10 protein-coding genes are annotated in these 12968 nt (G+C 43.1%); 2 read left to right on the plus strand and 8 right to left on the minus strand.

Going from position 1 to position 12968, the window contains the following annotated elements:
• Positions 1–16: 16 nt before the first annotated feature.
• From DXD78_RS10440 to DXD78_RS10450, 3 genes are all read right to left on the minus strand, one after another.
• On the minus strand, positions 17–3154 hold the full coding sequence (locus DXD78_RS10440; RefSeq protein ID WP_199600412.1) for a GH92 family glycosyl hydrolase: 3138 nt from the start codon (positions 3152–3154) through the stop codon (positions 17–19).
• A 72-nt stretch (positions 3155–3226) separates the two neighbouring features.
• Positions 3227–4330 carry an ROK family protein gene (locus DXD78_RS10445; protein ID WP_117588442.1) on the minus strand — a complete coding sequence of 368 codons (1104 nt, stop codon included), beginning with the start codon at positions 4328–4330 and terminating at the stop codon, positions 3227–3229.
• Positions 4331–4363: 33 nt separating this feature from the next.
• The gene (locus DXD78_RS10450; protein WP_009038011.1) at positions 4364–6091 is read right to left on the minus strand and encodes a class I mannose-6-phosphate isomerase; all 1728 of its coding nucleotides are present in this window, start codon (positions 6089–6091) and stop codon (positions 4364–4366) included.
• A 158-nt stretch (positions 6092–6249) separates the two neighbouring features.
• Here DXD78_RS10450 and DXD78_RS10455 point away from each other — a divergent pair, with 158 nt between their 5' ends.
• Together DXD78_RS10455 and DXD78_RS10460 are read left to right on the plus strand one after the other, a co-directional pair.
• Positions 6250–6978, plus strand: coding sequence for a GntR family transcriptional regulator (locus DXD78_RS10455; RefSeq protein ID WP_009038010.1), 729 nt, complete (start codon positions 6250–6252; stop codon positions 6976–6978).
• A 36-nt stretch (positions 6979–7014) separates the two neighbouring features.
• A complete protein-coding gene (locus DXD78_RS10460; protein ID WP_117652723.1) occupies positions 7015–8229 on the plus strand; it encodes a GTP-binding protein in 1215 nt (404 codons plus the stop codon).
• A gap of 95 nt (positions 8230–8324) precedes the next feature.
• Here the strand turns inward: DXD78_RS10460 and DXD78_RS10465 are convergent, their stop codons facing one another.
• From DXD78_RS10465 to DXD78_RS10485, 5 genes are all read right to left on the minus strand, one after another.
• Positions 8325–10529: a beta-N-acetylglucosaminidase gene (locus DXD78_RS10465; protein WP_117652713.1), complete on the minus strand. Its 2205-nt coding sequence runs from the start codon at positions 10527–10529 to the stop codon at positions 8325–8327.
• Positions 10530–10649: 120 nt separating this feature from the next.
• A complete protein-coding gene (nadD, locus tag DXD78_RS10470) occupies positions 10650–11228 on the minus strand; it encodes a nicotinate (nicotinamide) nucleotide adenylyltransferase (RefSeq protein ID WP_117652714.1) in 579 nt (192 codons plus the stop codon).
• 22 nt (positions 11229–11250) lie between these two features.
• A complete protein-coding gene (locus DXD78_RS10475; RefSeq protein WP_005826972.1) occupies positions 11251–11487 on the minus strand; it encodes a hypothetical protein in 237 nt (78 codons plus the stop codon).
• Complete coding sequence (gene gmk, locus DXD78_RS10480; RefSeq protein ID WP_016272958.1) at positions 11484–12047, minus strand: guanylate kinase; 564 nt, start codon at positions 12045–12047, stop codon at positions 11484–11486. The genes DXD78_RS10475 and gmk overlap by 4 nt, the downstream gene beginning before the upstream one ends.
• Positions 12048–12083: 36 nt before the next feature.
• A complete protein-coding gene (locus tag DXD78_RS10485; RefSeq protein WP_117652715.1) occupies positions 12084–12968 on the minus strand; it encodes a YicC/YloC family endoribonuclease in 885 nt (294 codons plus the stop codon).

The raw sequence follows: 12968 nt of genomic DNA on the forward strand, positions 1-12968 counted from the left end.
ACGGTAGACACTAACATTATTTATTTTCCGAGCATGGAGCAATCCCCCATGACTTATTCGGTTTATCACCCATTTCCAGTATCAATTCTCCACCTTTTAGCAATTCTGCAGCGGGGAAATAGAAACGTTCCAACTTCTCACCATTCAGAGTGGCACTCTGAACGTACTTATTTTTTCTGGATACATTTTTAGCCTCAATTGTAAATGTTTCACCACGATTATAGCGTTTGCCCAAATCAATAACCACTTTCTCATACAATGGACTGGCAATTTCATAAATAGGTTCGACACTGCAACCGCCATCAGTCTGAAACAGTCCCAAAGCCGCCATCACAAACCAAGCACTCATCTGGCCCTGATCTTCGTCACCCAAATAGGCATTGGCAACGCCACAACCATAATATCTATCAATAATGGAACGGGACCATTTTTGTGTCAGCCAAGGTTTATTGGCCCAATTGAACAAGAAAGCAAAATGCATGGACTGCTGGTTGCCCTGAACCACCGGATAATCCCAATATTGGTCATTGGGAGCATTGTATCTCCAAGGTTCACTTACTTCAAAACCCCAGTTCAGACGATCCACAAATGATTTTTCTCCCATTATGTCAATCAAGGCCGGTACATCCTGAGGCACAAAGTAGCTAAGCTGCCAAGAATTACCTTCTACATAGTGGTGATTACGTCCGGTTTGAAATGCATCAAAATCAGGGATAAAGTTACCGACCGAATCACGCATGTGAGCATATCCATTTTCCGGATTAATAGCATTTTTCCACCAATATCCGCGATCATTGAATGTAGCATATTCCGAGAATTTACCTAATGCTTTCGCCATCTGTCCCACAGTCCAATCATCGTAAGAATACTCCAATGTATTAGAAAAACGTCCCAATTCAATAGGTACGTATTTATATTTCATATAAGACACCAAATCGCGATTACCGGCAAAACCACCTGCAACATGTGTAGCTGGAGTAGTCTGCATTTTTTTCATGGCTTCAAATGCCTTTTCCACATCATAATCACGAATACCCATCTGATAGGTAGATACCATCTGTGGAATTTCGTGTTCGGCCACCATTACCGGAATATATTCCATTCCGGCAGGACCTTTTGCCAACCACCCGTTTGCATCGTACAATGCCAACTGAGAGTTCACCCATTTGGAGCTCCATTCGGGTGTCACTAAATTCCAGAACTGATTCAAATTCCAGAAAGTGTTCCAAAAAGCATCACATCCTAAAGCTACATGTTCAGGATTTGTAAATTTACGTACCTTTTCGTCCGGAGACACCCATTCGCCATTCACATCACTCCACAAATTTCGGCAAAGTGCACGATACATATTAGTGTAAAAGCGCACCTTCTCCAGACGGTCATTGGTAGTTATATCCAGACGGTTGAAAATACCATTCCATACATCTTTCTGATTTTGCACTACCGCATCAAAATCCCAACCAAATCTATCAGAGATTTCCTTTTGCAGATTTTCAGAAGCATTTGAAATACTCACCAACGAAATACCGGCACGAGCCTGCACCACCGGATGCTTTTTCGTATCAAATTCGACATAAAGTCCTGCATCTTTCAAGTTCTTACCAAATATATGGCCTCCATCCAATATTTGCTTATTCTTCCAGCCACCTACTTTCTTAATCGGTGCATCAAACTCTATTACGAAGTTCACTACATATTCCTGATCAGCGTCATTACTCCACACATAAGGACGAGGAGAAATCTGATGAGAGCGTCCCTCAATTCTATAATCACTTACCTTCTTAATATCTACATCCAGCAGATTATAATCATATTCAGCTTGCACATGAAGGTCAATCATTACACGTCCATCTTTATCTTTCGGGAAGGTATATTTCTGGAAACTTGCTCTTTCTGTAGCTGTCACCTCCGCCCAGATTTCTGTATCGGTCAAGAAGACCTTATAATATCCTAACGGAGCTTCTTCTGTCCTCTTGTCAATACGCGAACGGTAACCTTCATCTGGACGGAACTGATCGCCAACCTGAGTAAACAACTTGCCGTTAGTAGGCATTAACCCTAATCCGCCCATTGTCCACTCATGGATATGACTGAAACAACCCAAAGTTTCAAAAGTTGGTTGATAACCGGCCTGCCAGCCCATATTTTGATTGTCCGGACTCAGCTTCACCATACTGAAAGGCATCCAAGGTCCCGGTGCAATCATCCATCGAGAATGTGCCGTACCTATTTTGGTATCTACATAGTCAGCAAATGTCTGTATCTTTTGCGGAGAACGTATAATAATACCCTTTTCCAGCAATTGTCCATCTACAAACACTTGATATTCACTCTTTCTACTTTTTTTCACAGCAGGCATAGGTACTTCAAATACATAACGTGCCGTGTCCAACTGCGCAGAAAAAACATCTATACCGTCTAATTTTACACTCAATTTCGGGTTACCGGATAGATGCTCTACATCAACCAATAAAGGCTGTATTTTTGCTCCATCCATTTCCATTTCATATTCTGCCGGAGCCACATTGCGCAAGAAAGCATATTCATTATTCTTTTCCAGAACAAGTTCGTCAGCACCTTCCAAACGTATCTGATCGAAAACAATCCAGCCCCCTTCAAGAACAGAAACAGTGACCATATTTCCACCTTTTTTCAAATCATTGGCTGAAATTGGAAATTCAAGAATTTGTTCCTTGGCATCTTGAAGATTACCCTCCAGTACTCCTTTCGAATGCCCTTTAATTTCAAACTTCTTTTCGGCAGAATTCACCATAACTTTAACCACCGAACGGCTCGGATTGGCATCCACCAAGTCTACCACCAATTTCCATTTGCCATGTTTCGGCAATTTTTTAATGCCAAACAATATATTTGCATCATGAGTTCTCCAACCGGAAGTACTCCATGTACCTCCCCAAGTATCATCAGGCCCTGGCAACACATAAGGGAAATCATTTTTGTCAACAGAAGTCCCCACTAAAAAGTAACGATCTTCATAACCAAAATCATGAGCCAGGAACTTTTTATACTCAGAAGGGCCCAAAGCCAGTTCTGTTCCGGAATTATCCGCAACGCCAATTTGCCATACCACTTTTGCAGCAGTTGCACACATAGCGCAACAAGCAACGATAAAAAAAGATATTATTTTTTTCATATTCATAATGAGTCTTATTATTTTTTGTTATCCGTGAAAACAATCTTATCTACTTAAAAAGCAAACTAACCCTTATATCTTCTTGTCTATCTGTTGTAAAGCAAAAGCATATGCTCCCAGTGCAATAGCCTTGTTTGCTCCTAAAGTTGAAATCGCCACCCCTATACGTTTAGTACAATCATAGGATACTTTCTTGTCAGTAAAAGGTACCTCAACCCAAGAACTTGTATCTTCTAAAAACTTCTTATATTCGTCCGGCTCCATCAAATTACAAACTTCCATCTGCAGACAATCGAAATCCCGTCCGGAGAAAGTCGATATGGAACGACGCATTTCACGCATCATACCTGGCAGAATATATTTAGCTGCACCAGCAACTCCTCCTCCTATAACCACCATACCATCTACAATATGAAGTGCACTGACAATGGCAGCACCCGCCATTTCACCTAATTCATCAAAACTCCGCACAGCCGCTTCACGATTCCCCGTGAGTATGCCCTCGGCAATGTCATATATATCCTTTGGAGTCAGATTATCAACCGCCTCACCGCTCAGTTCTCCGTACACACGGCGTACTGCACGGATACTGACACTTTCTTCGGCTATCAAGTCGGTATATTTTTTATTTCTCATAATCCAGACATCACCACCACAGCCGTTATCACCGGTCAGCAAGCAATTATCAATCACCACTCCTGCTCCAAAACCGGTTCCCAACGTAATGCCTAACAAGTTTTTATAACGTTTAGGATTACCGACAGCCTTAAGTTCCTCATTAATGGAAGGTAATATTCCGGCCAACGCTTCACCGTAAGCAAACAAGTTACCATCGTTATTTATATATACCGGAATACCAAATTCTTCTTCCAGAAAAGCTCCCAAAGCCACACCTCCACGAAAAACCGGAAAGTTCGGTAAATCGCCTATCACACCATTCTTATAGTCTGCTGGACCAGGAAATGCAAAACTGATAGCTACCGGCTCATTTTCCAATTGTCTTTTCACTGCAGAAAAGCCTTTTTTCAAAACAGTCAGACATCCATTCAAATTGTCCGAAACCGCTGGCAAACAAATAGTTTCCACAATATCCTGATTTCCCCGGATAGCTGAAAAAACGAAATTCGTGCCTCCTGCATCCAAGGTCATTACTGTACGTTGGTCATGTCTATACATATTATATCAGATTTAATTAATACCATTTTCCGGTTAAAACCTCACATAAGCCTTGATGGTTCCACACTCTTTTCCCACAGACTTGCCACAAGGAGTTATTGTATATTCACCCACACTTGCCGGAACTATGAAGGTTTCAGCATAATGTACCACAAATGGTTTAAAAGCGCTTGTCGGACTTTCAACAACCACTTCTTCACCTTCCACCAAATTCAGTACATTCACACTATTATTCGTATGATGTGTAACAGATTTGGAAAACCAGTGACGGCGTGTTTCAATGAATTCATTCGGGTGTAATCCAGTACGCTCCTCGCTCCATCCTTCTCCTTCGGCAATCTGAGTGAAATGATTTGCCAGATATTCTTTTACATATTCCGTATTACGTTTCCAGTCTATTACTTCTTTACCTCTTTCCACATTAATGGGGCGCGGTTTGCCATCCAACCCCAAACGTTGCCAATCCCAGAGTTTGAATGTAAACAAATTGGGTGTTGAGCTGATTTCCAATACAAGTGCCTCCGAACCTGAGCAATGCACCGTACCTCCCGGAATCAAATAATGATCATGTTTTTTAGCAGGCAGTTTATTTACATACTTTTCTGTATCGAAAACGATTTCACCTTTCTGAGCCTCACGCAAATCACGAATCATGTCATCTTTATTAATACCATTCTTCAAACCAAGATAGACCGAAGCTCCTTCTTTAGCATCCAGCAGATAATAGCTTTCGTCCTGAGTATAATACATACCAAAGTTTTCACGGATAAACTGTGTGGTAGGATGCACTTGTACACTCAAATTTCCACCACCTACTGTATCTAGGAAATCGAAACGAATCGGGAAATCCTTACCAAAACGCGCTTCTACCGGTTCACCTAAAAGCTCTCTAGATTTCAACAAAACCAAATCTACCGACGGCAATTCAAAACGTACACCGTTCACCTCAAAATAAAGACTATTCTCTTCGGGCACACAATCGAAACACCAACCATAATTTTCTTTTTCAGGATTTAATCCACACACTTCTTTCATCCATTGTCCGCCCCATGGTGCCGGGTCAAAGAAAGGCACTACGCGAAAAGGAGTCTTAATTGTTTCTTCTATTCCTTTAAAGAAAGTCTCCCTATCAATCATTCTCGGATCGTTTGCAATGTGCGTATCCAACCAGAAATCGGCTTTATCAAACAAGCCTTCCTTATACTTATCAAGAACTCTCCAATCATTAAAATACCCTCTCTTATATTGTAAAGACACAGCATCTTCACGATTATCCACTCCCAAAGCCTTTACTTCGTGAGCACGAAAACGCTGTTGTATCTCCCAACGGGCCATATCAACATACACCAGCGTTGCTTCTGCCTGAGCTATCATAGCAGCACCCGAACCGACCACAATCACTCTATCATTTGCCGCTACCTGCTTCCGGGCTACCTCCAGCTTACCTGCATCAAAGTAGTCTTTCAGAGATAGGTTCGTCACATAACCAAAAAGAACATCCTTTGTCATAAAACGCTCTGTCATTTCCTTAATCTCATTCTCCGGCTTCATCAAGTCACGTGTATTAATAAGTAAGGTAGGTGACAGCGATTTCAATTCATTTATAACTTCATCTTCACGCACTCCTGCATAGAGTTCAACAGCTAGTACCTTTCTACTCTTAAAACACTCCATCAGTAAGGTATGAATATCATTCCATCCCCGAAGAATCGTTCCCGAAATCTTTGTAGAAGGGAACTTGTCGTAATTTACTTTTCTCATAATTATATATACTTGATTTTATTATATGTATGAACATATTAGTATTTTGTGCAAATATATACTCTTTAAAAATAAAATAAAAGAATCTTCTCATATTTTTTTGATAAAAAAAGAATTATCTTTGCAATATTAAAAAAAATAACAGAAAAAGTATAACCATGAAATTAGACCCAAACTCAGAAAAACCTCTTCACATTCAAGCAGAAGAAGTGCTGAGAAAACTTATAGAATCAGAGGAATACAAAAATGGGAAACTTCTTCCCAATGAAGTTTTATTGTCTGAACAATTAAACATATCGAGAAATACACTTCGCCAAGCAATCAACAAACTGGTATTCGAGGGATTATTGGTCAGAAAAAAAGGGCATGGTACAAAGGTTGTAAAAAAAGGTATTATAGGAGGAGTAAAGAACTGGTTGAGCTTCTCACAAGAAATGAAAATGCTAGGTATCGAAATTAAAAACTTCGAATTGCATGTCAGTTTTAAGAAAGCATCCGAAGAAATATGTACCTTTTTCAATATAGACCCTGAAAAGGGAACAAAATGTATGGTATTGGAAAGAGTACGCGGTAATAAAGAATATCCTTTTGTCTCCTTCATCTCTTATTTCAATCCGAGTATACCACTGACCGGTGATGAGGACTTCACCCAACCTCTTTATGGAATACTTGAAAATAAATATGACATCATCGTAAAAACCAGTAAAGAGGAAGTATCCGCACGGTTGGCCGGAGAATATATCGCAGAAAAACTGGATATCAAATCCAGCGACCCTATATTAATAAGGAAAAGATTTGTTTATGATATCAATGGAACTCCCATTGAATACAATATAGGATACTATCGTGCAGACAGCTTTACCTACACCATAGAGGCAGAAAGATAAATATACAAGAAAGTTTAATCTATAACAGAAATGACTATGAATACAACAGAAATCCCCGTACTGCTGTTGACCGGTTATCTGGGTAGTGGCAAAACGACGTTGGTAAATCACATCCTTTCTAATAAACGTGGCATTAAGTTTGCCGTTATCGTCAATGACATAGGCGAAGTGAACATTGATGCAGACCTTATACAGAAAGGTGGCGTGGTGGGAAAGAAAGACGACAGCCTGGTAGCTCTGCAGAATGGCTGTATCTGCTGTACGCTGAAGACAGACTTGATAGAGCAGATGTTCGAAATCATGAAGATGCAACGCTTCGACTACATCGTGATTGAAGCGAGTGGCATCTGTGAACCGGAGCCTATTGCCCAAACACTCTGCTCCATTCCTCATATGGGAGGAGCGTATACTAAATACGGTATTTGCCGCTTAGACTGCATTACCACCGTGGTGGACGCCTTACGTCTGCAAAGTGAATTTTCTTGCGGAGATGATTTGACACGCAAAGGCATTGATGAGGAAGATATAGAAAACCTCATCATTCAGCAGATTGAGTTCTGCAATATTATCCTGCTGAACAAAGCAGCAGAAGTACAGCCCGAGGAATTAAAACGTATCAGGCAGATTATCCACACCTTGCAACCCGGTGCCCAAATTATAGAGTGCAACTATGCAGATGTAGACCTGGATAAGATTATCCATACCCACCTCTTTAACTTTGAACGTGCCGCAACTTCCGCCGGATGGATTCGTGGCATAGAGCAACAAGTAAGCGAAGAGGAGGAAAAAGGGGCGCATTACCATCACGAAGATGAACATCATCATGAAAGCGAACATCATCACGAGAAATGTCATCACCACCATCACGAAGGAGGTGAAGTAGAAGAATACGGTATTGGCACATTTGTCTACTACCGCCGTCCTGCATTCGACATTCATAAGTTCGACCACTATGTCGCTACCAAATGGCCCCGCAGCGTTATCCGCGCCAAGGGTGTCTGCTACTTCAGCCACAACCGCGACATGTCCTTCCTCTTTGAACAAGCAGGTATACAGAAGAAAATAACTGAAGCCGGACAATGGTATGCCACCGCTCCCGAAGAAGACATGATAGAACTGATGCGCCAAGAACCGGGATTGCTAAGAGACTGGGACGAACAATACGGCGACCGCATGCTGAAGATAGTATTCATCGGACAAAATATGGATAAAGAGCAAATCATCCGCGACTTGGACAAATGCCTTGAATAACTTCCTAAAAAAGTGCTCCCCGTCATTCCGATCTTAAGAACAACGGGGAGCATCGTCCCAGACGCGTAACTCTATTTTAAGAATCAAGAACCATATCAATTCTCCGTAAAACGGAACATTTTGAAATACACCTTCTGCTCTGTGTCGGATACATTCACCAGCCTCATCTTCGCAACGCTCAAATCTTTGAGAGATGCCTTCACCTGCGTTCTGTATCCCGGCTTCAAATCCACCGCCTGCCAGTTTGTGCCATCCGAAGTTACTTCCAGTTTAAACTTCGAATCAGCAACCTCCGCATCTCCCAAATCGATAAGCACCGAACTCAACTGGCGGGCATAATCCATCGAAATGGTCAGCACACCGCCTGCCTGCCAGTTGATGACTTCATTGGACGGAATAATTGTATTCACCTTTCCCTTCTGCTGAATAGGAAGCGAAGCCAACTGATTCACGTCGCTCTTCAACGTGTAGGGAGAATAAACAGCCTTTGTATCAAGCCCGGCATGGAACGCTGCATTATAGCCCGTTGTCGCCGCTTCGAACAAAGCATTGAAAGTAGGCATCAGATGCAGGCTGCCGCTCTTTATGCCCGCTTTATATTGGGCATCCGTCTCACCCATCAGCACCAGCAGGGCGCGGGCGTGTTCGTAGCTACCTATAAATGCATCCTTCTGCTGGCGCAGGCGTATCATGTTCAGCACCTCCGCACCATACTCTCCCACTTGTTTGAACTGAATGAGCCAAGGCCTTATTTCAGTTATCAATGGACGATTCTCATTTCCCGACGCAAGCAATCCATCAGCGGCAACGATTATCTTCCGGCATTCCTCAGCTACCTGCCGATAGGCATCTTCATCTATCTCGTTTTTCTCTTGATAGGCTTTCAACAAGGCAGAGAGAGCAGGCTGAATGGCAACGGACTCTTCACGACGGAAGCGATGTCCATTCTGTCCCGGGTCGGAATTATGAGCAGCGAAGATTTCCAAATATTCGGCATGAAGTGGCATAAGGTCTCTGACTGCATGTTTCCAAGAAGTTTCACTATCATAATTCTCCATATTCCAAGTATAATCAGCTACACTGTACAGAGAGATTTTGGAAGCCTCGGCATGTTCCATCGGATTGGAAACAAAAGCAGACATATCATCTTTTATATCAAGCCCGTTTCCATAAACCGGCCCTAGCAGCAAATGGTCTTGTACATAATCCGAAACGGGGAAATTCCACCAAATGTACGCCTTACGTTTCAGCAGCGGATTGACGAAGTCCAGCGTAGACTTATCTATAGTAGCAACTACCATATCACCGGTCCACATCACCTTGATACCCTCGTTCAACTTATCACCAAGCGTAGTGAGATAGCCCCCCTCCACATCAGTCCATGACTTGTTATACTCCGTGGGACACAGTATTAACGGCGCAACATCCCGCTTGACTTTTACAAAATGGTCATCAATATAGTTCAACAGTTCAGCCTGCTTGTCCGCCTTTGTCCCTTCACCCGAAATATCATCAAAGAAAACGGCAAAACCACGCACACCCAACTGGTACATGCTTTCGAACTTCTGCAACAATAACGAGCGGTCTTCTTCATTCCAGCGAATATCCTGACCCGGATGAATGGCCCAATAGAAAATAACATTGTTCTCCTTCGCCCTATTCACCAATACTTTCAACTCTTCTCCTTCTCGAGCAGGATAAGGCTTGCGCCAGTTGGGAGTCCGGTGATAAGGATCGTCTTTTGGTCCATAGATATAGACATTCATTTTGTTCCGACCATAAAAATCAAGCTGGCGTATACGCGCCTCCTGACTCCAGGGAGCACCGTAAAAACCTTCTACCACACCCCGATAGGGAACATCAGGATAGTCCGTCACTTCAACCAAAGGCAGCTTGTCTAAAGCAAGCAACTGCGCAAGAGTCTGTACACCATAGTACGCTCCCCGTTCGTCAGCACCGGCTATGACGATGCAGTCTTTTTCTATTTTCAGGAAATAACCTTCGGATTTGCGTGGAATCCGATGTTGGTATTTCTTAATAATCTTATCTCCTTTCACTCCTATATATACACGGAAAGAAGCGCCAAGCACCTCTTCCGGCATCAATGAACGGAGTAAAGGCAACGCAGGTCCGTCCTGCACGGAATTGCCGGAAAGGATCTGGTATTGTCGGGGAATATCAACAGAATCTTTTTGCGTAATATATTCTTGGGGAGTAGGTTGCAAATGAAACTCTTGCGCACAAAGCGTCGCTGTCGTCAGCATACCGAATGCTCCCAGTAACAGTAGTTCTTTTCTCATAAGCGGATTATTAAATTAAGGAATATCTATGTATTAAGAAAACTCTTCCATGCATTCAAGGTTGATACGTTCAAAAATAAGAAATAAATATGAAAACACGTACAAATACAGACATTTATTTCAGTTTAAAGATTCATTCTGCATCCGTTTGAGTTCATCGCACACAGCCGGATGCAGGAAGTAGCGTACGTCTTTTCCCTCCTCTATGGCCCGACGGATAAAAGTGGAGCTGATTTCGAATACCGGAGAAGAAACTGTCCGCACATTCTGCGGTAAAAAGGTGGCCTCTACCGGATAGCCGGGACGGGGATAAACCAGAAGATGATTTTCGGCAATAATGCGTTCCGACTCGTACCAACGGTGGAACAGCCTCCAGTTGTCCGAACCAATGACAAGATGGAAAGTGTGTTGGGGATAAGTCCGTTTCAGTGCGTCCAACGTATGAACAGTATAAGAAGGCCGAGGCAGATGGAATTCAAAATCGGAAGTGCGAAACTTGGGATAACCCTCAGTGGCTAGCTGCACCAGCTTCAAACGTAACTTGTCATCCATCAGTTCGTTTTCTTCCTTCAGCGGATTGTGGGGGGTGACCATAAACCACACTTCGTCCAGGTCCCCGTATTCGCAAAGATAGTTGGCGAGGGCCAAATGTCCGATGTGTATCGGGTTGAACGAGCCGCTGAAGATTCCTATATTCATTTATTCTTATTCATATACAACCTTACAAAGGACGTCTTTGCAACGCACGCCAGGCAGCCCAAGCATTGAAAATCGTCACTACAGAGATAAGAAACATTGAAATACTGGAACGAGGCTCGCCATGATGTATATACAATACACCCACAACAAGGGAGCAGACGAACAGAACGCTATTAATAATTAGCAATGCCTTGTTCAGCTTCGGGCTATTCTTCCTCCTCGGTGCCAACTGGTTGTACACTCCTCCACGTTGTTTCATTCGTTCAAGAATTGAGAGATTACTTTCAATGCTTCCGCTTTGGCTGTCTCCAGGTCATCGTTCACAATCACGGTATCGAACTTCGGTGCAAAGCCCAGTTCGTATTCGGCTTTCGCCACGCGGTTCTCTATCACTTCGGGAGCATCTGTTCCGCGCCCCACCAAGCGTTTGCGCAATTCCTCCACTGAAGGTGGCTGAATGAAAACAGACAAAGCACGCTCACCATAGAATTTCTTGATATTGCAACCACCCACTACATCCACATCGAACACTACATTCTGTCCGGCAGCCAATTGCTTTTCCACCTGCTCCTTCAGTGTTCCGTAAAAACGGTCCTGATATACCTCTTCATACTCCAGGAATTCATCATTGGCTATGCGACGACGGAACTCGTCAGGAGTCAGAAAGAAGTACTCCACTCCATCTTTCTCCGTTCCGCGGGGCGGACGGCTGGTCGCTGAGATGGAAAATGCCAAGTTCAGATTTTGAGTCAGCAGATAGTTGATAATCGTTGACTTGCCAGAGCCCGAAGGGGCTGAAAATATGATAAGTTTTGCCATCGAATTATTTACGATTTGACGATTTACTATTTGATACTACATGACGTTCAATACTTGTTCCTTGATTTGCTCCAATTCATCTTTCATCTGAACGACAATCTTCTGCATCTCCGCATGATTGGACTTACTGCCCAAGGTATTGATTTCGCGTCCCATCTCCTGGGCGATGAACCCTAACTTCTTGCCTTGTCCGGTTCCGGTTTCCAGCGTATTGATAAAATATTTCAGATGATTGCCAAGACGCTGTTTCTCTTCGTTCACATCCAGCTTTTCGATGTAGTAGATGAGTTCCTGCTCCAGACGGTTCTTGTCATAATCCACGCTCAAGGTCTTTTCCAGTGCATCGGTAATACGCTCCTTCACTTTGGTCACACGCTCTTTCTCGTAGGGAGCGATAGTCTCCAACAAATGGGAGATATTGGCGATCTTCTCACGGAACTTCTTTTCAAGGGCAGCTCCTTCCTGCTTACGGAAGTCCACCAGCGCACCGACAGCCTTTTCCACAGCCGAATAAACCACAGCCCATTCCTCCTCACTCAGTTCCTGCGTATCATTCTTAGTCATCACATCCGGCATACGGAGTAACGTGGCAAACCAGTCCGTCGCATCCGGCACAGGTATTCCTAGATTTTCTGATATAGCACAAATCTGCTTGTAATATCCCTCCACCAATGTCTGGTTGATGGGAGTGACGCTTTCCGCACTCTCTTTCTTTTCTATCCAAAGGCTGAAATCCACCTTTCCGCGCTCCAGTTTCCGTGATATTTCATTACGGATTTCCATCTCCTTCTCACGATAAAGCGGAGCAATGCGGGCAGATAGGTCCATTGCCTTACTATTGAGCGACTTTATTTCAACGTTGATTTTCTTATCAGGCAGTTCGACGGTTGCTTTGCCGTAGCCTGTCATGGATTGTATCAT

The sequence above is a fragment of the Bacteroides sp. D20 genome, assembly GCF_003436255.1.
Taxonomy (GTDB): Bacteria; Bacteroidota; Bacteroidia; order Bacteroidales; family Bacteroidaceae; genus Bacteroides; species Bacteroides uniformis.

What these genes read in the sequence shown, in the direction of transcription:
- DXD78_RS10440 (WP_199600412.1), bottom strand. Translation starts at nt 3,154, where the DNA reads ATGAAAAAAATAATATCTTTTTTTATCGTTGCTTGTTGCGCTATGTGT.
- DXD78_RS10445 (WP_117588442.1), bottom strand. Translation starts at nt 4,330, where the DNA reads ATGTATAGACATGACCAACGTACAGTAATGACCTTGGATGCAGGAGGC.
- DXD78_RS10450 (WP_009038011.1), bottom strand. Translation starts at nt 6,091, where the DNA reads ATGAGAAAAGTAAATTACGACAAGTTCCCTTCTACAAAGATTTCGGGA.
- DXD78_RS10455 (WP_009038010.1), top strand. Translation starts at nt 6,250, where the DNA reads ATGAAATTAGACCCAAACTCAGAAAAACCTCTTCACATTCAAGCAGAA.
- DXD78_RS10460 (WP_117652723.1), top strand. Translation starts at nt 7,015, where the DNA reads ATGAATACAACAGAAATCCCCGTACTGCTGTTGACCGGTTATCTGGGT.
- DXD78_RS10465 (WP_117652713.1), bottom strand. Translation starts at nt 10,529, where the DNA reads ATGAGAAAAGAACTACTGTTACTGGGAGCATTCGGTATGCTGACGACA.
- nadD (WP_117652714.1), bottom strand. Translation starts at nt 11,228, where the DNA reads ATGAATATAGGAATCTTCAGCGGCTCGTTCAACCCGATACACATCGGA.
- DXD78_RS10475 (WP_005826972.1), bottom strand. Translation starts at nt 11,487, where the DNA reads ATGAAACAACGTGGAGGAGTGTACAACCAGTTGGCACCGAGGAGGAAG.
- gmk (WP_016272958.1), bottom strand. Translation starts at nt 12,047, where the DNA reads ATGGCAAAACTTATCATATTTTCAGCCCCTTCGGGCTCTGGCAAGTCA.
- DXD78_RS10485 (WP_117652715.1), bottom strand. Translation starts at nt 12,968, where the DNA reads ATGATACAATCCATGACAGGCTACGGCAAAGCAACCGTCGAACTGCCT.